This is a genomic window from Erysipelothrix aquatica (assembly GCF_009828825.1).
Classification (GTDB): Bacteria; Bacillota_I; Bacilli_A; order Erysipelotrichales; family Erysipelotrichaceae; genus Erysipelothrix; species Erysipelothrix aquatica_A.
This window is the reverse complement of sequence record NZ_WTTA01000001.1, coordinates 66811-92059: the sequence shown is the minus strand read 5'-3', so window position 1 is coordinate 92059 and position 25249 is coordinate 66811. Positions and strand designations below refer to the sequence as shown.

Annotated in this window: 27 protein-coding genes and 1 tRNA gene; 6 read left to right on the top strand and 22 right to left on the bottom strand. The window is 37.5% G+C overall.

All coding sequences use genetic code 11. The annotated features are described in order from the left end of the window. Nucleotides 1–134: 134 nt before the first annotated feature. Genes GVV22_RS00500 through pyrR form a run of 3 tightly spaced genes read right to left on the bottom strand, consistent with a single transcriptional unit; the run spans nt 135 to nt 3602 of the window. Nucleotides 135–1073 (bottom strand): 3'-5' exoribonuclease YhaM family protein, encoded by a 939-nt coding sequence (locus GVV22_RS00500; protein WP_159648259.1) that lies wholly within the window; start codon nt 1071–1073, stop codon nt 135–137. Next, nucleotides 1063–3045: a glycosyltransferase gene (locus tag GVV22_RS00495; RefSeq protein WP_159648258.1), complete on the bottom strand. Its 1983-nt coding sequence runs from the start codon at nt 3043–3045 to the stop codon at nt 1063–1065. Before GVV22_RS00495 ends, GVV22_RS00500 begins: the two co-directional genes overlap by 11 nt. A 50-nt stretch (nt 3046–3095) precedes the next feature. Further along, on the bottom strand, nt 3096–3602 hold the full coding sequence (gene pyrR / locus GVV22_RS00490; protein WP_159637848.1) for a bifunctional pyr operon transcriptional regulator/uracil phosphoribosyltransferase PyrR: 507 nt from the start codon (nt 3600–3602) through the stop codon (nt 3096–3098). A 79-nt stretch (nt 3603–3681) separates the two neighbouring features. Between pyrR and GVV22_RS00485 the strand changes: the two genes are divergently transcribed. Then, nucleotides 3682–3755, top strand: a tRNA-Trp gene (locus GVV22_RS00485). Nucleotides 3756–3901: 146 nt separating this feature from the next. On the opposite strand, the gene GVV22_RS00480 is transcribed toward GVV22_RS00485, so the two are convergent. The 6 genes from GVV22_RS00480 to GVV22_RS00455 all read right to left on the bottom strand — a co-directional run bounded on the left by GVV22_RS00480 (nt 3902) and on the right by GVV22_RS00455 (nt 8778). After that, nucleotides 3902–4177 (bottom strand): hypothetical protein, encoded by a 276-nt coding sequence (locus tag GVV22_RS00480; RefSeq protein WP_159648257.1) that lies wholly within the window; start codon nt 4175–4177, stop codon nt 3902–3904. 446 nt (nt 4178–4623) lie between these two features. After that, nucleotides 4624–5382 (bottom strand): hypothetical protein, encoded by a 759-nt coding sequence (locus GVV22_RS00475; protein ID WP_159648256.1) that lies wholly within the window; start codon nt 5380–5382, stop codon nt 4624–4626. An 819-nt stretch (nt 5383–6201) separates the two neighbouring features. After that, on the bottom strand, nt 6202–7155 hold the full coding sequence (locus tag GVV22_RS10950; protein WP_201290675.1) for an SH3 domain-containing protein: 954 nt from the start codon (nt 7153–7155) through the stop codon (nt 6202–6204). Nucleotides 7156–7295: 140 nt separating this feature from the next. After that, nucleotides 7296–7508 carry a hypothetical protein gene (locus tag GVV22_RS00465; RefSeq protein ID WP_159648255.1) on the bottom strand — a complete coding sequence of 71 codons (213 nt, stop codon included), beginning with the start codon at nt 7506–7508 and terminating at the stop codon, nt 7296–7298. A 116-nt stretch (nt 7509–7624) separates the two neighbouring features. After that, a complete protein-coding gene (locus GVV22_RS11160) occupies nt 7625–7864 on the bottom strand; it encodes a hypothetical protein (RefSeq protein ID WP_159648699.1) in 240 nt (79 codons plus the stop codon). A 335-nt stretch (nt 7865–8199) separates the two neighbouring features. After that, on the bottom strand, nt 8200–8778 hold the full coding sequence (locus GVV22_RS00455) for a hypothetical protein (RefSeq protein WP_159648254.1): 579 nt from the start codon (nt 8776–8778) through the stop codon (nt 8200–8202). A 232-nt stretch (nt 8779–9010) separates the two neighbouring features. On the opposite strand from GVV22_RS00455, the gene GVV22_RS00450 reads away from it, so the two are divergent. Then, nucleotides 9011–9169, top strand: coding sequence for a hypothetical protein (locus GVV22_RS00450; RefSeq protein ID WP_159648253.1), 159 nt, complete (start codon nt 9011–9013; stop codon nt 9167–9169). 108 nt (nt 9170–9277) lie between these two features. On the opposite strand, the gene dinB is transcribed toward GVV22_RS00450, so the two are convergent. The 7 genes from dinB to GVV22_RS00420 form a co-directional block, all read right to left on the bottom strand. Continuing rightward, entirely contained in the window at nt 9278–10642 is a 1365-nt protein-coding gene (dinB, locus tag GVV22_RS00445) for a DNA polymerase IV (RefSeq protein ID WP_159648252.1), read from the bottom strand. Nucleotides 10643–10651: 9 nt separating this feature from the next. Continuing rightward, nucleotides 10652–10891 carry a hypothetical protein gene (locus GVV22_RS00440; RefSeq protein ID WP_159648251.1) on the bottom strand — a complete coding sequence of 80 codons (240 nt, stop codon included), beginning with the start codon at nt 10889–10891 and terminating at the stop codon, nt 10652–10654. Nucleotides 10892–11002: 111 nt separating this feature from the next. After that, complete coding sequence (locus GVV22_RS11145; RefSeq protein ID WP_328603010.1) at nt 11003–11185, bottom strand: GDCCVxC domain-containing (seleno)protein; 183 nt, start codon at nt 11183–11185, stop codon at nt 11003–11005. 88 nt (nt 11186–11273) lie between these two features. Further along, entirely contained in the window at nt 11274–13592 is a 2319-nt protein-coding gene (locus tag GVV22_RS00435) for an HAD-IC family P-type ATPase (RefSeq protein ID WP_159648250.1), read from the bottom strand. A 13-nt stretch (nt 13593–13605) separates the two neighbouring features. Beyond that, nucleotides 13606–14415, bottom strand: a complete 810-nt coding sequence (locus tag GVV22_RS00430; RefSeq protein WP_159637862.1) for a LicD family protein — start codon at nt 14413–14415, stop codon at nt 13606–13608. A 193-nt stretch (nt 14416–14608) separates the two neighbouring features. Then, the gene (gene rsmD, locus GVV22_RS00425) at nt 14609–15157 is read right to left on the bottom strand and encodes a 16S rRNA (guanine(966)-N(2))-methyltransferase RsmD (RefSeq protein ID WP_159648249.1); all 549 of its coding nucleotides are present in this window, start codon (nt 15155–15157) and stop codon (nt 14609–14611) included. After that, the gene (locus tag GVV22_RS00420; protein ID WP_159648248.1) at nt 15154–16386 is read right to left on the bottom strand and encodes an FtsW/RodA/SpoVE family cell cycle protein; all 1233 of its coding nucleotides are present in this window, start codon (nt 16384–16386) and stop codon (nt 15154–15156) included. Before GVV22_RS00420 ends, rsmD begins: the two co-directional genes overlap by 4 nt. A gap of 137 nt (nt 16387–16523) precedes the next feature. Between GVV22_RS00420 and def the strand changes: the two genes are divergently transcribed. Genes def through GVV22_RS00400 form a run of 4 tightly spaced genes read left to right on the top strand, consistent with a single transcriptional unit; the run spans nt 16524 to nt 20400 of the window. Continuing rightward, the gene (gene def, locus GVV22_RS00415; protein ID WP_159648247.1) at nt 16524–17096 is read left to right on the top strand and encodes a peptide deformylase; all 573 of its coding nucleotides are present in this window, start codon (nt 16524–16526) and stop codon (nt 17094–17096) included. 8 nt (nt 17097–17104) lie between these two features. Next, the gene (gene rnjA / locus GVV22_RS00410; RefSeq protein ID WP_159648246.1) at nt 17105–19057 is read left to right on the top strand and encodes a ribonuclease J1; all 1953 of its coding nucleotides are present in this window, start codon (nt 17105–17107) and stop codon (nt 19055–19057) included. Continuing rightward, nucleotides 19047–19847, top strand: a complete 801-nt coding sequence (locus tag GVV22_RS00405) for a metallophosphoesterase (RefSeq protein ID WP_159648245.1) — start codon at nt 19047–19049, stop codon at nt 19845–19847. Before rnjA ends, GVV22_RS00405 begins: the two co-directional genes overlap by 11 nt. A gap of 25 nt (nt 19848–19872) precedes the next feature. Next, nucleotides 19873–20400, top strand: coding sequence for a class I SAM-dependent methyltransferase (locus GVV22_RS00400; RefSeq protein WP_268890707.1), 528 nt, complete (start codon nt 19873–19875; stop codon nt 20398–20400). On the opposite strand, the gene GVV22_RS00395 is transcribed toward GVV22_RS00400, so the two are convergent. From GVV22_RS00395 to GVV22_RS00370, 6 genes are all read right to left on the bottom strand, one after another. Beyond that, on the bottom strand, nt 20366–20872 hold the full coding sequence (locus GVV22_RS00395; protein ID WP_159648243.1) for an NUDIX domain-containing protein: 507 nt from the start codon (nt 20870–20872) through the stop codon (nt 20366–20368). The genes GVV22_RS00400 and GVV22_RS00395 overlap by 35 nt on opposite strands. 262 nt (nt 20873–21134) lie before the next feature. After that, nucleotides 21135–22130 carry a LacI family DNA-binding transcriptional regulator gene (locus tag GVV22_RS00390; RefSeq protein ID WP_159648242.1) on the bottom strand — a complete coding sequence of 332 codons (996 nt, stop codon included), beginning with the start codon at nt 22128–22130 and terminating at the stop codon, nt 21135–21137. 1 nt (nt 22131) lies between these two features. Beyond that, nucleotides 22132–22818 carry a hypothetical protein gene (locus GVV22_RS00385; protein WP_159648241.1) on the bottom strand — a complete coding sequence of 229 codons (687 nt, stop codon included), beginning with the start codon at nt 22816–22818 and terminating at the stop codon, nt 22132–22134. After that, complete coding sequence (locus GVV22_RS00380; protein ID WP_159648240.1) at nt 22811–23254, bottom strand: hypothetical protein; 444 nt, start codon at nt 23252–23254, stop codon at nt 22811–22813. The genes GVV22_RS00385 and GVV22_RS00380 overlap by 8 nt, the downstream gene beginning before the upstream one ends. Nucleotides 23255–23301: 47 nt before the next feature. After that, nucleotides 23302–24627, bottom strand: coding sequence for a UDP-N-acetylmuramate--L-alanine ligase (murC, locus tag GVV22_RS00375; RefSeq protein WP_159648239.1), 1326 nt, complete (start codon nt 24625–24627; stop codon nt 23302–23304). Then, nucleotides 24614–25249, bottom strand: a complete 636-nt coding sequence (locus GVV22_RS00370) for a hypothetical protein (RefSeq protein WP_159648238.1) — start codon at nt 25247–25249, stop codon at nt 24614–24616. Before GVV22_RS00370 ends, murC begins: the two co-directional genes overlap by 14 nt.

Here is a 25249-nt window from a genome sequence, read left to right as displayed (position 1 = left end):
CCCTTTATGCTATAACCATAATACAAATCTCTCAAAACATAAAGCATGTTTGCGAAACTTTTGCACGTTTAGGACAATCTTCAGTCAATTGCCTAAAAAAGAACACTTATCATTTAACAATAAGTGTTCTCAAATTATTTAATTCCCTTTGCTTTGTAGAAGTTTCGATTATCGAGAGCAAACATCCGTGGACTGAATTCGCCCTCAGGAAGATCATCATAGAATTTCTCAAACATATTGGTTCGCGCATCGAGATTATCAATGATATTAAGCATTTCTGCTTCTTTAATCATCGGCATCACTGGTGAACCATATTCCATTTGTCCGTGGTGTGACAAAATCATATGACGTAGAATCAATGTTTGTTCTTTATCAGCGTGACCGATCCGCTCGGCAATTGCCGTAAAGTTAGCATGCATAATTGATATGTGACCAAGAAGTCGCCCTGCTACAGAATACTCACTAAGCATTGGCGCTGTATACTCTTCAATTTTACCCATGTCGTGCAAAATAACACCCGCGATGAGCAAATCACGATTATAAAGTGGATACAAGTCACAAATTGCATTTGCTGCCTTAGCCATGCCATATACGTGTGTTGCAAGACCACCAACAAAATCGTGATGATTACGCGTTGCGGCTGGATATTGATAGAATTGATCACCTACTGCTTCAAGGTTTGCAACGACAAGCTCCTTAATGATTGGATCTTCAATCGCGGATACAAATGTTTCAATTTCAGTTTTCAAGAATGATAAGTCATATGTACTTGCGCTCACGTAGTCATCCAACGCATATTGACTTTGATCTTTAAATTCAAGTGTGTGAACACGCATTTGCAACGTTTGACGGTATTGATTTACATCACCTCTAACTTCTAGAATGAGTCCGACTTGAACCATTGCTTCAATTTCAGGTTTCAAATCCCAGACTTTACCTTCAATTTCACCCGAGTTATCTTGGAAGGTAATTGACAAATATGGCGCTCCACTTTGGGTTACTCCACGTACAAACCGTCCTACTAAGAGTGGCCCTTCGAACTTTTGTCCATTTTGTAATTCTTTAATTTTCATTATTTCTTTCCTCCATTACTCGGGATACAAGGTCATAATCATATCCTTTTGATAGTGCATGTTTCACAACATGATTCTTAATTTCGCGTTCCGTATCATAACGTTTTGAGTATCGTGTCCACGCTTTGTCTATAACCAGACGTAGACTGCTTATTTCTTCGTCCTCACCGTAGAAATCATCAATGCGATTCACAATCTCTTTAATGACATTGTAGTCATAACCTTGGCGCAATAGGTGTTGGCTTGCCTTATCAACACGTTGACGCTGCGATCCATCTTTTAAGGTACTCAAATATGCATTTGCACGTTCGATACCTCGTTCTATGTAAAGATCTTGATCTTCACTTTCAAGCGCTTCTGTTATTTTATCGCTCGCAAAACCACGGCGCTGAAGATCTTCAAAGATTCGATAATTTCCACGATTTTGTTCACGGTGATAATCAATTTTATCACGGAAGTATCGCTCATCATCGATAAAGCGTCGTTTAACGAGCAAATCGACAACAATCTCAATCTGTGTTTCATTTAGATCGAACTTAGAGCGTAGATAATCCGCCATTTCATAGGATGTATAATCCCGAAGTCCAATCCGTTGAAGTGCAATTTGGTAGGCTTCGTATATTTGTTGATCATCTTCCATTTCATTTATTTCGAGACGTGACAATGTATCACCTTCTTTAATTTCACGGCGTTCTTGAATAAATTCATCAATAAGTAGTGTTTCTGTATTTCCTTTAGATTCAATTGTAATTTCACTTTGACCATCGCTGCGCTCTTCAACACCAACGACATTGTATCGTCCATGGTACATATCGCCAGCACGTCGGTAAACTGCAAGCATGTTCTCAGCAAAGAGTTTGCTATCAAACGTACTTGCTTTCATAAGCGCATTTGTGCGGATTCGCGCATGCTCTTGCTCAGATGCTTTGATAAACGCTTCTGCTTTATCAGCAAATGTTGTGGCATCTTCAAACAGGTATCCGGTTTCGTCATCAACGATAATACCATCCAAAGGACGATCTGGGCGCGCAAACACACACAGTCCACATGCAAGTGCTTCAATATAGGTTAATCCTTGCGTTTCCGTCAATGATGCGGAAATGAAAGCATCGGCAACATGATAGTAGTTGACGACTTCTTCTGAAGGCACACGCCCAACAAAAATAACGTTATCTTGAATTCCTAAGTCTTTAGCTTGTTCTTTCAAATCGTCATCGGAAGGACCGGCCCCAACGATCATTAAGCGTGCATCACAGCCTTCTCGAACAACCAATTCCTTAAAGCTACGTATAACAACATCGATACTTTTTTCTTTAGCGAGACGCCCAATGTAAACGAATAGTGGAATCCCTTGAAGCGCATAGGTACTGCGAATGGCTTTAACAGCTTCATCATCACGTTTATCAAAACGTTCCAAGTCGAGTCCCGTTGGAATAACAGCAATTTCTTTTTTGATGTCATAACCCAAAAGCATTTTTTTAGTTTTCTCTGATGGTGCAATAATAATTTGTGCTGTTTTGGTAAACATACGACTCATTTTTGCTACAGCAATCCGAGACAAATGGTCCACCGACTTCAAGCCCAACAAGTTCACATAGTGAGTATAGTCTTCATAGGTTGTATGATATGTCGAAACAAGCGGTAGACGTAGATTTCGCGCAATGATGCGTGCAAACATCCCGACTCCGAATTCCGAGTGAACATGAATAACATCCAATTCCATTTCTTTTATGACGGCTTGTGCCTGAATATGAATTGGACTGCTGAGAACATAACCATACAAGAACTTGAGTTCAACCCCTGGCAATCTTAAAACATTATTTTCATAACTTGTTGATGCAATAGATGGCTGGTTTGTAATTATAAATACAGTATGACCTTCTCGTTCAAGTGCATTTTTTAATGTAACAATCGATGTTACGACACCATTTATATCTGGTGTATAGGTATCTGTAAAGAGTCCTATTCTCATAACGTACCTCCTAAAGTTAGATTATGAATAGAAAAGCCCGTAATGGGCTTCTATTGAACTGTAACGCTTTCTTCCCCATCAACTTCGCGAAGTTTTACTTTAACTTTTTCTTCGAGAGCGGTTGGTATATTTTTTCCGACGATATCTGCGCGAATTGGTAATTCGCGATGTCCGCGATCAACAAGCACAGCTAATTGTATTTGTTGTGGCCTTCCGTTATAGACAATGCCATCCATTGCCGCACGTACGGTTCTTCCTTTAAATAGCACGTCATCAACAATAACAACAACGCGGTCTTGCACACTAATTGGTAATCGGAATGCCTGATCTTTTGATTTGAGATCATCGCGCCAATAACTAATGTCCAGCGATGCAACTGGGACACTTACTTTTTCTATTTTTTCCATGAGCTTTGCGATCCGGAATGCAAGCGTGGCTCCACGGGTTTCAATTCCTAATAAAACGACTTTATCGAGACCTTTATTCCGTTCTATGATTTCGTGTGTCATCCGAATCAGTGAGCGATTGATAGCACTTTCGTCCATTATTATTTTCATCTTTGCACCTCTTGAAATATTATATCAAAAACAGGTTGTAATTGGTATAAGACTATGATATTATTTGTGAGCAATCGATAGGGGTATAGTTCAATGGTAGAGCAACGGTCTCCAAAACCGTTAATGTGGGTTCGAGTCCTGCTACCCCTGCCATATATAAATAATACGCACTGTACAGTGCGTTTTTTATTGTTTTCGTTTATCTGATGGCCTACAAATAGCCTACAAGTTAATGTCGAAATACATATTAATATCTTCAAAAAACAGAAAATAATTATTAGAAATTTTCTTTCAACCCTCTATTTCGATGACCTTTTATACTTGTTCAAAATTGCTTCTTGGTTCATTTTATTTTCATAATATTTCATCGTCCTATTTATTTCCCTTAAAAATAGTTCAGTAGGAATTAATCTTTCATCAGCTAATCTGATTCCTTCCAAATTAAATTTTGCAACCATATCAATTCTTAGCTTTCGAACTATACCATGAGGTTTACCAAGAACCTTTTTCATCATCTCCGTATTCAATTCTTCATTCAATAATATTTCATAACGATCTAACCAAATTGTACTCATTTCATTTTCTCCTTAAATCAAATTATAATAGCTATTTATTAGATAAAAACAGACGTGTCAATCAAATAGGTTATAACAGCTATTTATCTATTAATATGTCACTACGACAGTAGTTTATCGTTATGTCAATAATTTTAAACTGTTATATTTCTTCTAAAAAAACTTATCAATTTTGTTGAGTCGCTGATTGCATTAATAAGACACGATTTCTCGTGCCTTTCAAAACTGTAAATTACTGCTTATCAAACTAGCTTTGTAAATTGAGTATCAGAGTTACTTTCGAATTATGTCATTTAATAGTTTATATTCGATGCCAGTCATGCAAATAACGACAATCGCTAAATAATGAGGGACCATCCCTTTTAAGTTAGCTACAAATAGTAGCCAAATTAATGATGAATTCCCTACTAATATAAGTATTTTAAGAACCATCAATTTATTCTTCATTATTTCGAACTACTCCAATGAATAGTTGTGGATTCTGTTGTTGTGACATGTGCATTCCCACTTGATCCATTTCTTGAACGAACTGTACGCCCATTCCAACCTAATACCGTTCGACTTGAGCCCTGACTACTTCTGCTTAGACGAATTTCGACAGGATTGCCATCAGTAGATAAATTGGAAATCTGACTATAAAAGTGTGCATCTAAGACATCTACAACCGCCAACGCAACTGATATTACTGGTCCATATTTGGGGATTGCAGAGAACGCAAGGTCAAATAAATATTTTAAGGCGGTTTCTGATCCAGATGATTGATGTTGAGCAACATATTTATTGGCCAGCGATGCAGTTAAGTATAAAGTTGTAACTTGTTGACCATACCCCCTTGTTTTGACTTCCCAATATGTCGTTGCCGAGTACTTTCCAGAAGGAAGAGAAACATATGTTTCAGTTGTCTCGCTTTTACTTCGTTGTTTCGTTATCAAATTAGACTCATCTAACGAAGCTATGTTTATCGTATAATCTGATTTCATGTTCTTTTTATAGATCACGTATTGCTCTAAAATCATAATTATTTCATCACTATCAAGATCTTCATACAATTGCTCACTGTTTGGAGCAAAAACTGTATTTACTAGTAACTCCATATCATCTTCAGTTATATTATGCGACTCTTCAGCACTTACCGGAATCACCATTACTAGTAACATCAAAAGAGATAAAACGGAAACGCTAAACATCTTAAATATTTTATTCATTTTCATTTGCTCCTTCTACCTCTCGGTTTATATGCAAAACTTAACACGTAGTTTACTTGTGAAATAGTATACTTGATTAAACTGTTGTATTTGATGTCTAAAACGCAAAAAAAGCGCCTTGGAGAAAGGGCGCCTTTTATCAAATAATCCCACCGATCATTTGAATTAAAGTTATATACATTTCCCTTTATTTGATTAAATAAAAGAGTTCAGAGACGGCATATAACCAAAAGTGAATGTACTAATCATGTACATCAAGAAGAAAGGAAGTTCTTCATTTTTCCTTTGCCAAATAGCTATTATAGGAAATGCTATTCAACAATATAATTATATGACCAAACAAACTAAATAATGAAGATATTTTGGTTAGGTTGTTATTTTTGGGGACTATTTGGTAATTTTAAATAAAAAAAAGAAAGATTGACCTTCTTTTTCGCAAACTCACGGAAATAAGTCTGCCGCTAACACTCCAGCGGGAGTAAAATGATTGTATTTTAGATACGAAATGTAAATAAAGGTATGCAACCTTATTAAACATAACACATCAGACGACTTCCCTACATTACACTTTTGTTATAATGCTCAATAAATTGAAGAACGCTGGATACGAACTCCGCAATTTCAAAGCGCTTATCGCCCCAGTACATAGCGAGCAAGTGAATTTTACCGCTTGCATTATAATTAATGCAACATCTATATTTACGCGTTTGTAGTAGCCTTCCATGTACATCCTACTAGATTAGTTTTAATGATAGAAAGCCCTCTATATAGAGGGCTTTCATTTTATGAATTGATGACGGCATTCTAAAGTCGTCTTCACTATTTTATATAACCAAATTTTTCTCCGCCCTGAACTCTCCAAGCAACATAACGTCTTGGCCCAGATGCTGATATGTAACTTAACCAAATATGTCCATCTTTAACGACATATGAATCATATGCAAAGCTTTCACCTTTGAAGTACTGTGCAACTACTCTACCTTGTCTACTTGGATAATCACGTACATTTACCGTTCGGTCCGGGTAAAATCTGTATCCTGTTTCCGGAACTCGAGTAAATTCATCAGTTCCCCCACCAGAACCATTGAGTTTGAAGGATTCAAAGTCAATTCTTGCATCATTAAACGTACCTAATGTTGTATGCTTACCCCTTGCAATCGCAACATGAATATGCGGACCATAAGATAACCCAGTGTTACCTGTATTTCCTAATCTAGTCGAAGCAGAGTAACTTTTACCATTATCTACCATTATTGACTTGTATTGTAGATGGGCATACTGAATAGTTACATTATGTTTTGGAAGGTAATACATTACGTAGTTTCCTAGGTCGGTTTCGTTTCCTCGTCTTGTGGTCCACGTACTATTTATACCGTACCCCATTCTAGTGATCAGAGCATTATCATCAATTGCATATACTGCCTCTCCAATGTCACTACCATAGTCTGCAGCCTTATGGGAATTCTCGTAAAAAGTCGTTGTAAGTTTTCGGCGATAATCATCTCTAAATATTCTTCTTACTGTTTCATGATTATTTGTTCTTCTATCAGCCCTTGACTGAATCATTGTCTGTTCAATATGGTCGTCAGTGTCATCAACTCTTTCAGCCTTGCCTTCAGTTAATACTAAATTGCCATTTTCATCTAAGGATTCCACAATCCACGACCCTTCAACTGAGTCAAAATCAGTCTCCGCAGCAATAGGAGTAATCATTACTCCAACCATCAAAATCGATAAAAAGGAACAACCAATGAATTTCTGAATTCTATTCATAACAATGCCCTCCTTTACCTTTCGGTTATGATTAAACTATAGCATGCAAATAAATTGTGAAACACTTCACTTGAGCAAGTTGTTGAAAATGACGTGCAAAACGCAAATAAGCCACCCTCAATCAAGAGAATGGCTTTAGTTTATATCTTATCGGTTTTCCGTAATGGTATCGGGTCATCTTTTGATTTCTCGAATACGACTCTTCGCATGGCGACGAGTTCTCCATTAAATATTGCAAAGTTATCATCGACAATTGCGAAATTGTTGTTGACATCTTTATGCATCATTTCATCACGATGTTCCATATTTGTGTTTAAGCGTTCGAGTTGACAATTTGTCTCGTGTTGAGCCATTAACTGGTCCTCGCGCTGTTTTGGATTCTGATTTTAGGTATTTTGTAAGAAAGCCTGCAAATACCGTCACAACACTAACAGTTGTAAGAAGGTTCTTTATGAAGTCATCCATAGAACTATCCTAGAACCTCATTCACTCGAGATTGGACTTCATCTGCATCATATCCTTCTGCATGTAGTTTGTCATAACGAGATTGACCATTTCCATAATCACCTCGAATAACTGCATGAACTACATCATCAATGGATTTTGTAGGTGTGACTCCACCGTTGATAATGTCTTGGATTGCATAGTAGTCATAACCTGCATTTGTAAGTCGATCGTATCGATCACCACAATTACCCCTCCCATATATAAATAATACGCACTGTACAGTGCGTTTTTTATTGTTTTCATTTATTTAAAACCGCACAAATTTAGCGGTCGCTTTGTCATTTTTCGGGTTGCAGACTCAGTCGTTGTGCTGGGATTGAATCGGTAATATCTAGATATTGTTACAACAGTTTGTTGTAACTCTAAGAGATCTTTACATTCTAGCTTTTTTTATCATATTGTTCACGACTCAATCAAAGATAAAAATGACGATTGCTCAGTATATAAGCATCTTGAATCGCCATAGTAGATGTCATCAAACAGATTGTCTCGAATCATCTTCTAATTTAGCACAATGTAAAAATCTACCATGAATACCTACAGGTTATTATTGGCAATTAATTGAAAGTCTTTCAAAGCTTTCCAAATACTTATAATTACTAAAATTTGTGCTATATTTTGGATTATCGTTGCGAGTACTTTGAAATTTGGATTTAATTGAGCCACCGTCGATATCACGATTCCTGCCACAACGATGCCGATATAAAGCATTTTAAATTTCTCCACAAATGACGGATCACCACCGGAAAAAAGAAAATAATTCGCAATAAAGAGTAGAATTGCTGCGACAAATGCTAAGATAGCAACGAAGATCATTGCGAATGGTGCTGCAATAATGAGTAACGTAAAAATAAATAAACCGCCGAATGTGTAAACTGCATATTTATAGTATTTAAACGACACATCTAAATTATCATTTCCAATCCCTAGGGTCTTAAGTTTGGAGAGTGCATAAACAGTTACCCCAAAACTTATAAGAATTAAAACCGAAATAATTAAATTTACCCATAGATTTTTAATACCCAAAATATCACCGAACGATAGAATCAACGGGACAATTAAACTGTAAAGCAAGTAACTATAATACTTAATTCGGTCTTCATTTATTGTTTTCATAAAGAAACCTCCGTTAATGTTCAATATATGGGAATACCACCATTTATACAAGTCTTGGTGATTACGTCGTATGTTTTCTTGCTTAAATCGATGCATTCACAAAGTAGTTAGCCATATTCCGATCCACAATCAACCTACACGTCTTCTGAAAACAAGAACAATTGAAATACAGTTTGGTGTGCCATTGCGCCCTTTTCTTTCATATAATGAGGTAAGAAACGGAGGTTTCTTAATGAATAAGAAAAAGAAGCAATACGAACACGATGCAACAATTTTCGGTATTTGTATAATTCTTGGAATCATTGGAAGTAACTTTATAGAGTATGGAATTGTTAGTATTTTATTAGGGATTGTGATTGGTGCCTTTGTGGCACGAAGACCTTTAGCTTAGTCCTCCATCTTTTGCTTATAAACTATAAAAAAGAAAAACAGAAAACCACATCTTCTATCCGTGATTTTCTGTTTTTTTGTAACACTGGTCTTTAGAGCATTGAATTTTTCAATACTCCCCTTTCCCTCTCATAAAATCTACACGGCTTTTTTGATCATACTTATCTTTTTTGCGAAGGATATTGTTATGTAAATTATCAGTGTCTAAGTTGTAATCTTTTTTTCTTCCTGGAAAGACAGAATTGCTGTTTTTAGCATCAAAATTTTCGATATCTTTATTAAGAAGCGACGATGCTCGCTTCACAACATGAAAGCCAAATTTATCCCGCAAAGCGTCAATCGTCTTGTCAACTGTCAAGGACCGCGTTGCATCACTATCCACTGTTTCAAACAAGTTTATTTGTTGTGGAATTGACGTATCATCAACCAGCTTGCTGACATAGACACCAATTGAGCGTAAAGGCAAAACTGAAAAATCATAATTTTCCTCCAACAAATCCATGGCAATACGCAATATTTCCGACGAAACATTGGTTGGTTGCATGACTTTACGTTGGCGGGTAAAACTTCGCAAATTAACGTCTCTCGGTGCAATCGCAATGACAAGTCCTTTCAGTTTTTCATCACGAAGGCGCGATGCCACACTTTCACAAAGACGTTGTAGGATAATTTCGGCTTCACGGAGGGAGTTAATATCGTGGGGTGGTGTCGTGCTATTCCCGATACTCTTTGGTGGTGCAACATAGCCATTCACCTCAACCGTTCTAGTATCGTCACCATTTGCATAATGCCACATTTCTAGCCCTTTAAGCCCAAAACGCTGATACAGGTCATCACGCTGTGTTTGAGCTAAATCTTGGATGGTATATATTCCAATTTCATGAAGTTTTGGTACAGTTTTATTTCCAATAAAGAGTAAATCACCAACAGGTAATGGCCAGACAATCTCCTTGTAGTTATATTTTGTGATTATCACCATTCCTGAAGGTTTTATGAGATCACTCCCTAATTTTGCAAAAACTTTATTCCAACTCACACCAACTGAAACCGTTAATCCATATTCATCCAAAACTCGGCGCTGCATTTCATAAGCCAAGTCATACGGTTTGCCAAATAAATGGTATGAATCAGTAACGTCAATCCATGCTTCATCCAAACCATAAGATTCCACAAGATTTGTGTATTCTTTATAGATTTCTTTAACCTTCGTCGTATAGTAAATATATTCTTGATATTGTGCAGGAACAACAATTAATTGCGGACATTTTCGATATGCATCGCGAAGTGTTTCAGCTGTTTTTACGCCAAATTCCTTAGCTTTCAGATTTCGCGCAAGGACAATTCCACTTCGAGTTTCCTCATCACCTCCGACGCACATAGGAACGTCACGAAGCTTTGGATTCAACATCTCTTCAATTTGTGCAAAACAATGATTTATGTCAATATGAAAAATAATTCGTTCTTTTTCCTTCACTGCTTCCTCCTATGGTTTAGTGCTTTCAATCCACCAACGGTTTTGTTTTACGAATATTCGACGCTCATGTTCTTGAATTATAATACGATACATCAAACCAGACCCTCCGACTTGGGAGGTGGCCTGCCGCACTTCAATAATACGATCAATATCATAATGGTTATTTCCCGTTGATATACTTAGCGGAACATAGGTACCGTCTTTTTTTATGATTGAAACAATTTCAATGTTTTTCTTGTAATATTCCATCTTTATCACCTATTTAAAGTATATCAATAGTATCGGACATTTTTTGACGTCTACTATTATTTCATGCGCTTTTTTAGCTGAAAAAAAGAACCGTATGGGTTCTTCCATTTTCTATTGCATGGATGGACATTTCACTGTTCCATAAGAACAAAATACACAGCAATCACCGGGTTGTGCTTTAATAACAGTTTCACATTGACTGCATTTATAAAAGAATTGACACATATCCTCCGGCATAATTTCGGTACTTTTAAAGCTGCATTGTGGACACGTTAAAGTTGACTCCCTCATCATATTTATTAAGCTCCTTTTATTTCTTACTATCTTATCACTTTATATTTACACTTGTAAACACAATAAAAAAAAGACACCTAGTTGTGTCTTATTTTACATTACTTGAAGATGCATATCGATTCACGATTCGATCAATTATTTTAGTTAGTACAAATAGAGTCGCAAGACCAATAAATGCAAACATTACAGTTAAGACTGTTTCGTGTGAATTCAAACGTGCAAGATGCATTGGTTTATACAAGAAATAACAAACCGTAATCAAACTTGTTGCTGATAAGAATATCACACCAATTCGTTTCCAATTCATTGGTTGGAATAGCTTCACAACCATGACTAATGATAAGAATATCGTTACAAAATACATCATTGTCTGACGAACTGGTAAAGGCATCGGTTGGAATAGAATCAACACGAATACGACAGCAGTTGCTGCAGCATTCGGAAAGATATTTTTCATAATACTTGGGATAATAGCCTCTTTCGGTTTCGCGTAGTTTGATTCAAAGGTTACGAATGATGATGGCATCCCCTCGACAAACATACTCATGATTGAGACTTGAAGCGGTGTGAATGGATAAGGTGTATTCATAAACACTGCCACAAGAGCTAATAAGAAGGTTAGCAAAGTTCCAAGGTAATACATCGATGCTGATCTGGATATATTATTGGTGACTAAACGACCTTCCATAACAACGTCTACCATTGTTGTAAATTCGTTATCCAATAAGATAATCTGTGCAGCTTGACGTGCTGCACTTGATCCAGCACCCATGGCTATCGAACAGTCTGCAGAACGAAGTGCTAAGACATCATTCACACCATCACCAACCATGGCAACACGTTGGCCATTTTGTTGTAACATTTTAACCATTTTTTGTTTTTGATATGGTGAGGCGCGGCCAATGACATTGTAATTAAGTACAGCTGCTTCAAGTTCTGCATCAGATTCAATCTGACTAACATCAATGGCTTTATCGCCATTTTGAATTCCTGTTTTCGTAGCAACCGCCATAAGCGTATTAATATTGTCACCAGAAATAACTTTAACGTTGACTTCATTGTTTTTGAAAAAATCCAATGAGTCGTACACATCCAAACGAACAGGGTCTGCGATCGCAATCAATGCTGTCGGAATTAAATCATCAGGGCGAACAATATCATGCAGTTCATCAGATGTTCGCGCAACGAGTAGAACCCGCGCACCCTCACTTTGATACTGAATTGCTTGTTCTGGTAATTCATAATTATCGATTAAAAATTCAGGTGCACCAAGGAATACTGTCCCATGACCTTCATATGTCATCGAACCCCATTTACGAGCAGATGAGAATGGTGAGACATGAACCGGTTGAATATCACACTCACCCGAGAAGAACGATTTCATCGCTAATGTTGTAGAATCAGAATCCGTTGAATTGCCAACATAGGTACTTATCATTGGTAATGCTTTCGTTTGGTCTTCTAAATAAATTACATCTTGAACTGTCATTTCTCCAGCTGTTAGTGTCCCCGTTTTATCGATACACAACACATCTACTTTGGATAACACTTCAATACTATAGATTTCTTGTACTAGGGTTCGTTTTTGAGCAAGTCTAAAAACAGAAACACCAAATGATAAACTTGTTAATAGAATAAGACCCTTTGGCAATAATCCAAGAAGAACTGTTGATGTCGATAGTACAGTCATTCGCAAACCTTGATGACGGAAGACCATCGCTTGAACAACGAGTATAATCCCAATTGGCAATACAATTCGTGTACACCATCTCGTAATGCGTAAAAATGTCTCCATGAGTTCAGACTCAATTGGCGTGTAGTTACGTGCTTCATTCGTTATTTTTTGGGCAAAACTATCGAGTCCAACGTGTGTTGTACGAGCATATACGGTTCCACTTGTTACAAAACTTCCAGACAGAAGTACTTCCCCACTATTTTTCATAACAGGGACCGATTCTCCAGTTAAATTGGATTCATTCATCTCAGCAGTTCCTTCAATGACAACTGCATCCGCAGAAACTTGGTCTCCCACGCGATAAAGAACCACATCACCTAAAACAAGTGCTTCACTTGGTATATTTTCGATATTGCCTTCACGTATTACCTTAGTATCTTGAGCAATTAATATATTCAAATTCTCAACGATGCGCTTTGACCGTATTTCTTGAAAAGATCGAATCGCAATGTTCATAATAATGACGTTAAGAAAGAAAACACTTAAATACTCACCAACAAATACCAGTGCAGCAGCAATCACAACGTTATACAAGTTAAACAAGTTAAAAGTATGGCCCATTATTATTTGAGCATTCGATTTAGACTTTGTTTTTGGTATAACATTGACATTCCCGCGACTGACTTGCTGATCAACTTCGTGATACGTTAATCCTGTAATCTTTTTATTCATCGCTACCATCTCACTAAATTTCTATATCATCAATATGTTTCGGTTTCTGTTGTTTTTCTGGTGGAAATTGCATGTAGGACTCCCCAAATAGCGATACTAAATACTCGTGGTATCCAGGAGGCATTGGTAACATATGTCCTTCAAATTCCATATCTATCGTTGGCCACATGACTTCATTTGGCACGCGTTGATCTTCTAATTTTGGAAAGAATGTCCATGTTAGATTAAGAGCTGTATATTTCGAATCTTTATGTTTCGCAGCATAACGTTTCGCACGATTGTTGAACCATCGTTTAAGCGGCGCTGCTTGGATTCCAATATTATCCAAGAAGACAAACATTGGCATACATGCAATCGAAAAGCAAAGGCTTGATAAGTACTTAAATTTACTTTCCGATACCTTATCAACGGCAAATACATCAATAAATAGCCCATCACCTTCACATTTATTCATCAGTAATGAGTTTTGTTCTTTAACATACGTTCCGCCCATACGGAATTTCATTTCAGGAATCAAGACATTGTATGCATCATCTTTTTCCAGGCAGTGATAATAGTAAGGTTCTTGAATTTCATCTGGTAATATTTCCAATAATTTGTGATATGTATCGTAGGTCATCATGACATCCACATCATCATCCCAAGGAATAAACCCTTTATGACGGACCGCACCCAGTGCCGTTCCGTATCCTAATGCGTACTCAAGATTGTGTTTCTTACAAATACGGTCAAATTCTAAAAGTATTTCTAATGTTTTCATTTGTACGTCACGAAGGGTAATTTCTGATCCATCTTCGCGAACTTTTAATATATATTTTTCCATGGTACCCGTTTCCAGTCTTTGTACATTATATGTTATCTTAGTTGATTCGCAACTAACAATAATGTCATTTTATCATACTTATTGTCCTAAAAGAATGCTCACAGTGTTCAATCCCATGATTTTACATACCTAAAAAACATAAAATTATGGTTTATTTGCAATTTTCCATACTTCTTTTGATAAAAACACCACATTATTGTGGTGCATGTTCATAGAACTTTACTTTTGAAATGCCATACGATTTCGTGTCATAACACTGCCAATCGCCAATTTGATCCATTAAATCTGCGCGACTATCCATTTCAACGATCACGATACTATCCGGATGCAATAGATTCCCATCAATCAAATTTTGAAATACACCTGGTAATTCGGTATATGCATATGGCGGATCCATAAAGATCACATCGAACGTTCCAAATAATCGCTTTGTTACTGTCAGGGCATCTCCCTTTTGTACTGTTACTTGTGGTGTCACATTCAGTGTCTTAACATTGTCTTGAATAACTTTGAGTGCACGACTATCCTTTTCAATAATCGTTGCGGCATGCATTCCTCGACTTATTGCCTCCAATGCCATGGCACCACTACCACCAAATACATCAAGAAATGTACCACCATCAAAATATGGTCCAATCTTACTGAAAATGGCACCTCTTACTTTATCTGTTGTTGGTCGTGTTGTCTGTCCTGGCAAAGTCTTAAGGACACGAGATCCATGTGTTCCTGCTACGATTCTCATAAACCTTGTTGCTCCATTCGTTTCTTTTGCGCTAATACTTTTTGCTCAACATTGTAATTACTGATGACATGTTGAACCAAACCAATTGCAATCATAATGGCCATTTTGCTTGACCCACCGGCCGAAACAAAGAGTAACGGAACCCCTGTTAGTGGCACTAGGCCCGTGACACCTCCGACATTAAAGACAAAGTGAATCATTAGATAAGACGCTACCCCGACCAAAATAACTTTATCGCGCTCGAGTTTCACATACAATGCATACTTAAAGGTGTTGTAGAGAATCACACCGTAACCCACCAATACCACAAGGATTCCTAAGATTCCAAGTTCTTCAACTACAATCGCGAGCACAAAGTCTGTGTGCGCTTCTGGTAAGTATCCTAATTTGTTGAGACTGTTTCCATACCCTTTTCCGAATAAGCCTGCGTCCAACCCTTGAATCATTGCGACAAGACTCATAAATAACTGGTATGAATCACCATATCGCTCTCCTAAAGGATCGGCTGATGATTTAAAGCGTCCAAGCATATAGTCATGTGCTCCAATTTTATTAAGAATGCTTTCAACCAAATGTAAACCCGTTTCGGTCCCTAAAAACACCACTAAAATGATTCCAATCAGGAGGAAGATCGTCATATACTTTTGGAACTTATCCAGTTTTCTATTTGACGGGACCAAGAAACACATATAACCAACACCAAGAAGTACAACAGCAGAGCCTAGGTCTCTTTGAAGTGCAATAATAATCGCACTGAAAATGAGAATGAAGATTAAGGGCTCTTTAACTAAATCCCATGTCTTCGCCACCCGATGGCGCTGTTTGTCCCCAAGGTTAATTGCAACAAGAATAATGACCCAAATCTTCGCAAACTCAGCTGGTTGAATTGTAATTGGTCCAAAACGAAGCCATGCGCGTGCTCCATTAACAGGCGGAAAGACGAGGACTGATAACAAGACTGCAATCACACAAAGACTAATAATTCGTTGATACTTTGTGACAAATTTAAATGAAAAATTACGAGCTGTAAAAATCATTAATACATAAGAAATCACAACGAAACCCAGTTCCTTCGCACCCGCGAATAATAAGGAACCGTTTGTTGCATCCGTGGACATACTCGCTGAAATAACCATTAAAACTCCAAAGAGATTTAGAATTAAGACAGCCGCATGAATTGCACGATTATAGCCCGCAGGCATTTTAAGTGAGAATCTGTTCTTTTTCATACGATTATCATAGCATAACTTCCTTGAAAAATATGCGAAAGCCTTTCAAAAATGTTAAAAATACGCTAAACTATACCTAACGAGTTTATGTCAAACAATCATAAAGAACTCATATTTTGAATAGAGGAATTTTTAATATGCATAAAATAAATATGGACACAATCGTCCAAGACCCAAATCCCGTTTTGCGTCAAAAAGCAAAACCGGTATCTTTTCCTTTGCAATCAGAGGATATTGAAACGATCGAATCAATGTTGAAATATGTGCGTGATTCACGCGTCGATGAACTTGCAGAAAAGTATAATCTACAACCAGCAAATGGTATTGCGGCACCTCAAATTGGTATCTCAAAGCAAATGACAGTCATCGTTATCGAAGATGAAGATAAAGATGGCAATTACTTTGAAATCGAGTATGCGTTAATCAATCCACGGATTGTTTCCCATGCAGTGCGTCAAGCAGCATTATCTTATGGTGAAGGATGTCTATCCATTCAAAAAGTATATGAAGGCCTCGTACCTAGAAGTCAGCGCATCAAAGTTGAAGCGTACGATTATTTAAGAGGCGAAAACGTTACAATTGTCGCAAAAGATTTCCTGGCAATTGTTTTACAACATGAAATTGATCATTTAAACGGTGTGTTATTCTACGATCATATTAATAAACAAGATCCATGGGCACACGATGATAAACTCAAAATTATAGAATAGGAGCTATTATGGCAGAAAATAACAATTCAATTCGCAAAACCGATACCCTTGTATATGCTTTAGGTGGTTTAGGCGAAGTTGGTAAAAATATGTATGTCATTGAGCACGATGATGAGATTATCATCATTGATGCCGGTGTCATGTTCCCAGAGGACGATTTGCTTGGCGTTGACTATGTCATCCCCGACTTTTCATATCTTGTAAAAAACCAACACAAAATTAAAGCATTAATCATCACTCACGGTCACGAAGACCACATCGGAGGAATTCCATTTCTTCTACAACGCGTAACCATTCCAATGATTTACGCGCCACGCTTTGCGAAAGCACAAATCGAACGTAAACTTGAAGAACGCAAGATTAAAACAAAGCACAAAATTCAAGAAATTAGTTCTGAATCAAAAGTTACAACAAAACACTTTGTAATTGGCTTCTTTAATGTCGTTCACTCAATTCCTGATGCTTTAGGAGTTCTTGTAAATACACCAAACGGAAGAATCGTATCAACCGGTGACTTTAAGTTCGACTTAACACCTGTTGGGGAAAATCCAGATTATCAAATTATGTCTTATATGGGAGAAATCGGTGTCACGCTTCTTATGAGTGATTCGACCAATGCTCAAGTTAGCGGATTCTCAATCAGTGAACGAGATGTTGCGAAAGAAATTAATCGCATCTTTAAAAAGGTTGAAGGTCGCATTATCATTGCTACCTTTGCTTCCAACGTTTACCGCGTCCAACAAATCATTGAAGCAGCAATCGCACAAGATCGAAAAATCGCTGTATTTGGACGAAGCATGGAAAACGTCATCACGATTGCTCGAAAACTAGGTCACATTAAAGCATCCGATAAAAACTTCATCAATGCTAACCAACTCAATAAATTGCCTGCTGATAAAGTTCTAGTACTCTGTACAGGATCTCAAGGTGAGCCACTTGCTGCGCTTAGCCGTATCGCAAACGGAACACACCGACAAGTAAGCATTATTCCTGGAGATACTGTGATTTTCTCATCAAGTCCAATTCCTGGAAATGGCCCGAGTGTGTCACAAGTCGTGAACCGCCTCAGTCGTGCTGGAGCAAACGTCCTTACTAATTCACCACTCAATTCACTTCACACTACAGGGCATGCCTCCAAAGATGAACAGACCTTGATGTTACAACTCATTAAACCTAAATACTTCATGCCAATGCATGGAGAATATAAAATGTTAAAAACACACAAAGAGACAGCTATCGAAACAGGTGTTAAACCTGAAAACATCTTTATCTGTTCTAACGGTGATGTACTCGCAATTCGAAGTGGCGAAGTCTTCCAAACAGACGTTCGTATTCAAGCGGATGACATCTACGTAGACGGTAACGACTCCAGTGGACTTTCTACTGCCGTAATTAAAGACCGTAAAATCTTATCTGATAGTGGATTGGTAAGTGTCGTGGTTACAATTGATTCCCGACAAAACAAGATATTGGCTAAACCAAGTATCGTAAGTCGTGGATTCGTCTTTATTAAAGAAAATCAAACACTTCTCAAAGAAGCAGAACAAGTTGTGTACGAAGCACTCAAAAAACGTATGCAAAAGAAAGTTACATTTGGTGAAATTAAAAATACAATTCGCGGTTCTCTAGAACCATTCTTGTACAAACACACCCAACGTAACCCGCTTGTAATTCCAGTTATCTTAAACCAAAGGCAAACTGTGGACGCATCAGCGCCACAGAAGAATTCCAAGCAAAAACAAGGGAAAGCTCAAAAGCCAAAACAAAACAAGCAAGATCAGAACAATAAACCCAAAGCTGAATCAAAGGACCAAAAACAAAACAGTCCAGCGAAACAACCAAAGCCTAAGAATAATCCCAATCAACAAGTAAAGAAACCCGCTCAAGCGAAAGCAAAACAACCGACGAAGACTGACGTTGTAAAGCAACCTGAATCTTCAGTAGAAACTCATGAAGCGTAAGAAAAGACAAATAATTTCCTTACTGATTATATTTTCATTACTTGTTGGAGTTTATTTAGAAATGACTGTGTTTTCATTAAGTCGGGTATCGCTTCGCTTCGAAACTGTAGTATCCGAAAAGATACCACCCTCATTCCATAATGCATCAATTGGTGTTATTTCGGATGTGAATGGAAATATCTCAAACTTAAATAAAGCTGTTGATCATTTAAAAATATATCAACCGGATATCGTTGTCTTCTCTGGTAACTTATTCGACGAAACAACAACCGCAAGTGATGAAGTTGCTATTCGTGACTTACTCACAAGTATTCCAGACAAACTTGGAAAATATGCGGTTCTTGGAAGTGGCGATATTCCAAGTTCAAACGACATAGCACGTCAAACCCTTCAAACTTCTGGGTTTCGCATTCTCGACAACAGTGTGACGCCAATTCATAACCAAACGAATGAATCGATTCAACTCGTTGGCTTGAACACAAATGCAAGTATCACCTATCCAACCGTTGTTGATGGTGGCTTTGTTATTACCGTTGCACACAATCCGGATGTCTACGACAGTTTACGAGATCAGACCATGGATGTCATGATTACTGGGAAATCTATGAATGGAAAAATTAGACTTCCACTCATTGGAGCCCTGTTCCCATCCAGTAAGTACAATGAAAAACGCAAACAATATGATGAAACAATTATGATTCAAAGTTCTGGTGTAGGCACAAGCAAACCAGAATTTAGATTGTTTACAAATCCAGATGTTGTTATTATTAGATTACAAAACCCTCAGTAAATGAGGGTTCTTTTTTGAAAGGACGATTCTTATGAACCACAAGCAACTAGCCCATCTTTTTATGCAAAAGTTTCTTGATGAAACGAGCAACGTTGTTGATATGACGGCTGGCAACGGTCACGACACTTTGTTCTTAGCACAACACGCAAAACATGTCACGGCAATCGATATCCAAGCAGAAGCTATCAGAAGCGCCCAAGAGCGTACTAAAGAGTATCACAACATTACCTACCTAAATCAGAGTCACGACCTTGTAGACTACGCCCTACTCGCGCCTATAACCGGCGTCATTTACAATCTCGGATTTTTACCGTCAAGTAACAAAGAAATCATTACAACTGCAGCAACTACCATTGCTTCTTTACATCGTATTCTTCCTTATGTCGATAAGTTTATCGTCGTATCCTGCTACCTCAAACATGATGGTGGATATGACGAATATCTTGCAGTAAAAAACTTCGTAGAAGCCTTGAACAAGCCATACGAAGTTCTTGAATACGAGACACCATTGAGTCCCGTTACTTATTTAATTGATTTAAGTAATAGTCAATAATGAAACGCTCCCGGTCATGGACTAATTCATTAACCATTTCTCGTGGTTCATTTAGAATCTCTCGCCATGTCTCAGGCGTTTTCCAAACCACACCATCAAACCATTCTTTCTCAGCATCGGTCCACGCAGTCGATGCTTTTTTTGTAATTCGAACGACAAAGAAATGATGCATGGTAATCACTTCCAGTAAATTGTAACGATTAATAACTGAACCGAAATACGATTCAATCTCGCACTCATAACCCACCTCCTCAAGGACTTCTCGCTTGATTGCTTCAACAAGAGTCTCTGAGCCTTCTACGCCACCCCCTGGCGTCTCATAATGATCCCGTGGTCCAAAGATATCATTTCCTTTAATATGCATCATTGCGACCTCATTGTGCTCGTTTAGCACAATTGCTCTGGTAGTCTTGCGAATGGATGTAAATCCAGTATTTGGATATAATGTGTCATAAAATTCATGCAGTAACATTTTGTGGCCCCCTAAAATAAAAAAGACGCTGCTGCGCCTTTCAATGAAGTTGTCTATCGAACAAATATCTTGGGTGGGGGGGTAAAGATTATTTGTCGATAAACGATTGGCCATCTCTGACCATGTATAATATTACCTCTTTCGATAGTTTCTGTCAATAGATAAACACAAATATTTAATTTTCTATATAAATCACATTATTCATACCTTTCATTAAAATATTAAGTATTTGTGAATGTAAGAAAAAAAGAGATTGCTCTCTTTAGTTTCGTGTTGATTGACGTGGTGTATAAAGGTAACTGAGTTCGATTTCTTTGTCTTCTACCTCATCGTCATTAAGCATTTTGGTAAGGACTCGCATCGATACCGCACCCAAGTCATAAGCTGGGATTGCAAAGCTTGAGAGGCGAGGACGTACCATTGAATTGTACTTCGAGTCAATTAAGCAGACAATTTCTAAGTCATCTGGAATTGACATTCCCCGTTCATGTGCAGCATTCATGGCTGAGATGGCTTGTGAGTCACGGTTAGCAATTAAGAAGTCGTATTCCATATCCTCGATGTGATCTAAGAAATAATCATACGAACGACGGTATTCAGATGGAATTTCAATATATCCTTCTGTATCGCGTCCCATTTCAGCATAAGCACGACGTACGCCTTGAATCATTTGATTGGTTGTAAAGTCGTTCTTACGGTCTTGAATAATACCAACTTTACGGTCTTTGTTTTTCGCAAGTTGATTCATTGTAAGTTCATAAACTGCTTTTTCAATATCAACATATACTGATGAAATTTGTTTGTCTGACATCTTATTTCCAATAATAACGATTGGGAATTGATATTTACTTAACTCTTCCAATTCAGTATCCATTAATTTGTCGTTATAAATAATAACACCGTCAACACGTGACTTGATAACATCATCGATAACATCTTTGATATCAACAATTCCTTCTGTCATCGTGTGCAACATAATGCTATACTTGTAAATTTTCGCTACATCGATCAAACCGTTAATGATTTGGCCAGTATATGCAAAGCTCGCTTCTGGAACAAGTAATGCAATTGTTGTTGTTTTTTGAAGTGCTAAACCTTGGGCGATAGCATTGGGTTTGTAACCAAGCTTATCAATAGCGGATTCGACTTTAACACGTGTTTCTTCACGAACAATTTCAAGTCCGTTTATAACTCGTGAAACTGTAGCAAGGGATACTCCCGCTTCTTTTGCTACGTCGTATATAGTGACGCGTTTCATATTAATTATCATCCTTCTGTTCAGTTGTGTGTTCAGTCACATCTTCAATGACATCACGTAGTTCATCAGTTGATGATACGTAAATTGAGGATGGATCTGATGGTTTTTCTTTAGTTTCAGACACTTTATCAGCAACGAATTTCGATGTATCTTGGATGACTTTAGCACCATACTCTACAGCTTCCTTCGTTTTTTCTTTGAGTGTTTCTACATTCTTAACAACAGTTGGATTTGTTGCAAATTCATCCCAACTATCTTGTACTTTTTTGAACCCTACTTGTGCAGAATCAGTAATGCGATCGATTGTACCAGAATCTTCAACACGTTTCACCATATCTTTAGCTTGTGTATAGACACCACTTGCAAAATTTTGAACATCTTCTAAGAATTCACTTTTGTTTGGTGATGCTTCAATGACATCATACGCTGATTGGATAAGTTGAATATTCTTGTCATAAAGATTTTCAGTACGTTCGCGAACAAGACTTTCACTTCTAAATCCAGAAATCATTTCCAATGAACGAACATTCATATCATTAATGGTATTGATTGTTTTATCACGGAATGTGAAGAGGCGGTCTTGATTGGCTTTGGTTGCAATGAGTTCATTACTTTTACTATAAAAATCGTACACCACATCGTCTATTTTATAAACGACTTCGTTGAGTATATCATCATATTTAGTCATAAATTCCAAAATCCTCTACTTTCTCTTCAGCTTTTCGGGCTTCTGCTTCTGCATGTCCACGTGCTTCTTTTCGTACTTCTTTTTCTTCTTTTCGCTGGGTTCGTTGTTGTTGGTTGTTTCGGAACCATTCAACGATTGCATCAGAATGCTTGATTGACATATTAACTGCCTTACTTGCAAATCCTACAGCAGAATCATTCACAAGATCTACTGTATTCGAAACATTGTTTAAGGTAGTAAGTGGTGCATCCAATTTGTCTACTGATCTTTGTGTAGCATCTATCACCCCATCGATTTTTGTGACTGTCTTTGGAAGTTCTTGTACGATTTTATAGATTCGATAGAGAATCATCGCAAGAAGGACTAAGCAAACCACACCAATTGTTGGTAATAGTACAAGTGATACGTCGTGTAAACTCAATAGTAATTTATCCATCTTTTCACCTCTTATAGTTATTATTATACGTCTTTATGAAAAATGTTTCAATCATTGAAACGGCGTTTCAATGCATCTTTGAAATCATAAATATCTTTACTGCTCATAAACACATAAACAGCAGGACCGTATTTTTGGAGTTGATCTAACGATTCTTCTGATTTTTCATCAACAACGATGCTTCCATTGATACGTTCTTGAAGGTATGTTATATCAATATCGATACCTTCTTCTTGGTCATCAATACTTGTAAATGGCATCAACGCAACATGATCCGCTAAGTTAAGAGCATCGGCAAACGCGTCAGCAAAGTAGTAAACCCGACCTGTTCTGTGTGGTTTAAAAATCGCAACCAAACGACGGTCTGGATAACGCGTATGTGCGGCTTCCAACGTAACTTTAATTTCAGTTGGGTGGTGCGCATAATCATCGATATAAATGTTTTCTTTGCCTTCTTCAATTACAAATCGGCGTTTTGCGCCTTTAAAATTCTGAATGCCCTTTTCAATGGCATCAACAGCAATTCCTTCATAAAGACCTACACCAATTACTGCTAACGCATTAAGAATCATATGATCACCCACAAGTGGTAAATCAAAACGCTTTACGAAGACATCATTATGATAGAGATCGAAAATACTATGGGTTGTTGTTCGTTCTATATTTCGGGCTTGAAGGTTATTGGAATCTGAGAATCCATAGGTCCATACACTCTTATCTTTGAAATTTAAATCACGATAATGTGGATCATCACCCCATACAATAATAAGCTCTTCGACATTTTCAGCAAATTCTTCATACGCCGACAGGTAATCTTTTTCAGATTTAAAATAGTCTACATGATCAATTTCAAAATTGGTCATAATCGCTACCTTTGGACGATACGCTAAGAAATGACGACGGAATTCGCAGGCTTCAACCGCAAAGTAATCATCTTGGCTTGATAAATCACCACGTCCATCACCAATGAGATAGCCAGTATTCTTTGAATAATCAAGCATATCCTTTAACAGTGTTGTCGTCGTTGTTTTCCCATGTGATCCACTGACAGTAACAGTACGAAACTTCGTGACCAAATCACCGAGATAATCGTGATAACGATAAACGCTAACTGTATCGTTTGACAGCGCAGCAACTACTTCTTCGTGGTCATCACCAAACGCATTCCCAACAATAACGGTCATGCCATCTTTAATATTGTTAGCATCAAAATCTAAAATTGGGATTTCTAATGCGCGAAGTGAATCTTCGGTAAAAAAGTGACGTGAAATGTCTGAACCCGATACATCATAATCGAGATTACGCATAATCTTGGCTAACGATGCCATCCCGGTCCCTTTAATTCCAACAAAAAATAATTTATTTTGATTCATGCTTATCAAGCTCCTCAAGATAGTCATAGAGTGACACTTGGACTTCTTCCTCTGTACGCTCTGGTGCTAATAATTCAGTGACGTCCATATCCATGACATCTTCTGAGATTTGTTCATGTACAGGTTCTGTTACTTCAATTTGTCCGAACATTGGACTAATCACACTTGTTTTAGGTGCACGTGATTTTGCATCTTGATAGTGCGGTTTTGAATTCGATAGTGGTTCAGCACCATTATCAGAACCACCAAAGATTGGACTGATAATCTCTTTACGTTGATATTTTACCTCGCGACGCGCAGAAGCTTTTTCCTCGGTTTTCACTTTGGTTTCTTTCACTTCAGGATGCGTATCAATATCCACATCAATCATCATCGATTTACGTGTTTCTTGAGTAGACTCTGTACTGTTGTAAGTTTCTTCTTTTTTTGAGTATTTAAATGTCGGTACTGGTGTTGAGACTGCGGAAGCAGGCTCTACTTTCGTATCCTTTGGTTTTGCGACCATTGGCTTCAGATTTGGAATGACAAGTGATTCCTCTTCTTTTTTATCATGCTTTTCAATTTCTTCTTCAATCACAATTTCCTCTTCTTTGAAGAGAAGTGATGTTAATTTTTTAAACAT

Excerpts from the sequence above, each read along its gene's own strand:
- GVV22_RS00500 (WP_159648259.1), bottom strand. The coding sequence starts at position 1,073 with ATGAAAATTAAAGAATTACAAAATGGACAAAAGTTCGAAGGGCCACTC.
- GVV22_RS00495 (WP_159648258.1), bottom strand. The coding sequence starts at position 3,045 with ATGAGAATAGGACTCTTTACAGATACCTATACACCAGATATAAATGGT.
- pyrR (WP_159637848.1), bottom strand. The coding sequence starts at position 3,602 with ATGAAAATAATAATGGACGAAAGTGCTATCAATCGCTCACTGATTCGG.
- GVV22_RS00480 (WP_159648257.1), bottom strand. The coding sequence starts at position 4,177 with ATGAGTACAATTTGGTTAGATCGTTATGAAATATTATTGAATGAAGAA.
- GVV22_RS00475 (WP_159648256.1), bottom strand. The coding sequence starts at position 5,382 with ATGAATAAAATATTTAAGATGTTTAGCGTTTCCGTTTTATCTCTTTTG.
- GVV22_RS10950 (WP_201290675.1), bottom strand. The coding sequence starts at position 7,155 with ATGAATAGAATTCAGAAATTCATTGGTTGTTCCTTTTTATCGATTTTG.
- GVV22_RS00465 (WP_159648255.1), bottom strand. The coding sequence starts at position 7,508 with ATGGCTCAACACGAGACAAATTGTCAACTCGAACGCTTAAACACAAAT.
- GVV22_RS00455 (WP_159648254.1), bottom strand. The coding sequence starts at position 8,778 with ATGAAAACAATAAATGAAGACCGAATTAAGTATTATAGTTACTTGCTT.
- GVV22_RS00450 (WP_159648253.1), top strand. The coding sequence starts at position 9,011 with ATGAATAAGAAAAAGAAGCAATACGAACACGATGCAACAATTTTCGGT.
- GVV22_RS00440 (WP_159648251.1), bottom strand. The coding sequence starts at position 10,891 with ATGGAATATTACAAGAAAAACATTGAAATTGTTTCAATCATAAAAAAA.
- GVV22_RS11145 (WP_328603010.1), bottom strand. The coding sequence starts at position 11,185 with ATGATGAGGGAGTCAACTTTAACGTGTCCACAATGCAGCTTTAAAAGT.
- GVV22_RS00435 (WP_159648250.1), bottom strand. The coding sequence starts at position 13,592 with ATGAATAAAAAGATTACAGGATTAACGTATCACGAAGTTGATCAGCAA.
- GVV22_RS00430 (WP_159637862.1), bottom strand. The coding sequence starts at position 14,415 with ATGGAAAAATATATATTAAAAGTTCGCGAAGATGGATCAGAAATTACC.
- rsmD (WP_159648249.1), bottom strand. The coding sequence starts at position 15,157 with ATGAGAATCGTAGCAGGAACACATGGATCTCGTGTCCTTAAGACTTTG.
- GVV22_RS00420 (WP_159648248.1), bottom strand. The coding sequence starts at position 16,386 with ATGAAAAAGAACAGATTCTCACTTAAAATGCCTGCGGGCTATAATCGT.
- def (WP_159648247.1), top strand. The coding sequence starts at position 16,524 with ATGCATAAAATAAATATGGACACAATCGTCCAAGACCCAAATCCCGTT.
- rnjA (WP_159648246.1), top strand. The coding sequence starts at position 17,105 with ATGGCAGAAAATAACAATTCAATTCGCAAAACCGATACCCTTGTATAT.
- GVV22_RS00405 (WP_159648245.1), top strand. The coding sequence starts at position 19,047 with ATGAAGCGTAAGAAAAGACAAATAATTTCCTTACTGATTATATTTTCA.
- GVV22_RS00395 (WP_159648243.1), bottom strand. The coding sequence starts at position 20,872 with ATGTTACTGCATGAATTTTATGACACATTATATCCAAATACTGGATTT.
- GVV22_RS00390 (WP_159648242.1), bottom strand. The coding sequence starts at position 22,130 with ATGAAACGCGTCACTATATACGACGTAGCAAAAGAAGCGGGAGTATCC.
- GVV22_RS00385 (WP_159648241.1), bottom strand. The coding sequence starts at position 22,818 with ATGACTAAATATGATGATATACTCAACGAAGTCGTTTATAAAATAGAC.
- GVV22_RS00380 (WP_159648240.1), bottom strand. The coding sequence starts at position 23,254 with ATGGATAAATTACTATTGAGTTTACACGACGTATCACTTGTACTATTA.
- murC (WP_159648239.1), bottom strand. The coding sequence starts at position 24,627 with ATGAATCAAAATAAATTATTTTTTGTTGGAATTAAAGGGACCGGGATG.
- GVV22_RS00370 (WP_159648238.1), bottom strand. The coding sequence starts at position 25,249 with ATGTTTAAAAAATTAACATCACTTCTCTTCAAAGAAGAGGAAATTGTG.